Source organism: Candidatus Thioglobus sp. (genome assembly GCF_029243085.1).
Classification (GTDB): Bacteria; Pseudomonadota; Gammaproteobacteria; order PS1; family Pseudothioglobaceae; genus Thioglobus_A.
This window is the reverse complement of record NZ_JAQWSS010000067.1, coordinates 1-1,557: the sequence shown is the minus strand read 5'-3', so window position 1 is coordinate 1,557 and position 1,557 is coordinate 1. Positions and strand designations below refer to the sequence as shown.

Sequence of the window (1,557 nt, the reverse complement as noted above, 5' to 3'; positions counted from 1 at the left end):
TGTCATTACAAGCGCAATATGGTGTGACCTCGAAAGTAATCAGTGAAATGATTTCACCAACACTACACCCTGAGTCAATGGAAAAAGTTTACATGCCAATGACTAATACCTTATTAGATACAGGTGACATTACCATGGCTTCTATTGTTCGTGTTAAGGTTGCTGATGATGTTTCTAATAGTGATGTTGAGGAAGCTATGGAAAGTATTGCAACAGCTGAAGGTATTCGCTCTGTAGGCATGCTGCCACTATCTGAAATGGTGGAATTACAAACAGGCGAGAAACAAAGATTTTTAAAAATCTACCAATACTGCGCACCAAGAACAGCCATGACTATGGTTGACCATTCAGATGCTTTTTCAGCCTACTTACCTTGTCGAATTGCTTTAATTGAAGATAAAACAGGCCAAAGATGGCTGTACACACTTGATATGAACGCCATGATTTATGGTGGCGCGCCTTTACCAGACTACTTACTAGAAAAAGCTCTGAGAGTGCAAGAAGTTATTACTGCAATCCAAATGGGCGGTGCAGAAGGCGATTTCTAAACTGTCAACTGATTCAGTTCAAAAACCGTCCATTTGGGCGGTTTTTTTTGTTCTAAAATAAAGCCATGAAACCTATTTATCATGAATTAGAATTTGGCATTACGTGTATTGACACGCAGCATATGCGTCAAGATTTTGTAGCTGCCTACTTAATTGAAAATAATGGTCGAGCCGCTTTTGTAGATACTGGCTGTTATTTATCTGTGCCCACGTTACTAGCCACACTCGATGAAAAAAATATTAGCCGTGATGCGGTAGACTTTGTTATCCTTACTCATATCCACTTAGACCATGCAGGCGGCGCTGGTGAGCTTATTAAACACTTACCGAATGCAAACATCTATGTGCATGAACGTGGCGCTCAGCATTTAATCGACCCTTCTAAATTACGGGCAGGCGTCATTAGTGTGTATGGTGAGCTATTCTTTAAACAATTTTTAGGTGATTTAATTCCAGCGCCAGAAAACCGAGTAAACATCGCTAAAGATGGCGATACACTAAATTTATCTGGCCGGGAATTAAGATTTATCGACACACCCGGACACGCAAGACACCATTTGTGTATTTGGGATGAATATTCCAAAGGAATTTTCTCAGGTGATACCTTAGGTGTTAGTTATCGGGAGTTTGATACCGAACAAGGATGTTTGATTTTTCCACCAACCACACCTATACAATTTGATCCTGAAGCTTGGATTGAGACCATTGATAAGCTAATGACACTTAAGCCAAAAAGCGCTTATTTGACGCATTTCAACCAAATTGAATTTACTCAACAGTCTGCCAATATGCTTAAACAGCATATCAATGGCTTCACCCAAATTGCCAATCAACACAAAGACGATACCAATCGACACAAAGCCATTAAAGAGGCGCTACTTACTTATCTATTAAAAATCGCCTATGAACATGGCGTCACCTTCGATAAAGCGCAACAAATCAAATTGTTTAAGGGTGACTTGGAAATTTGCGCTCAGGGTCTAGGTGTTTGGCTTGATAGGCGTTAGTA

General features: G+C 40.1%; 2 protein-coding genes. Both read left to right on the top strand.

The window, feature by feature from the left end; genetic code table 11:
- The coding region (locus P8M52_RS03745) for a DUF302 domain-containing protein (protein ID WP_300307528.1) at window positions 1-548 on the top strand (548 nt) is incomplete at its 5' end.
- Between the two features lie 65 nt (window positions 549-613).
- Window positions 614-1,555, top strand: coding sequence for an MBL fold metallo-hydrolase (locus P8M52_RS03740; protein ID WP_300307525.1), 942 nt, complete (start codon window positions 614-616; stop codon window positions 1,553-1,555).
- The last annotated feature ends 2 nt before the right edge of the window (window positions 1,556-1,557 follow it).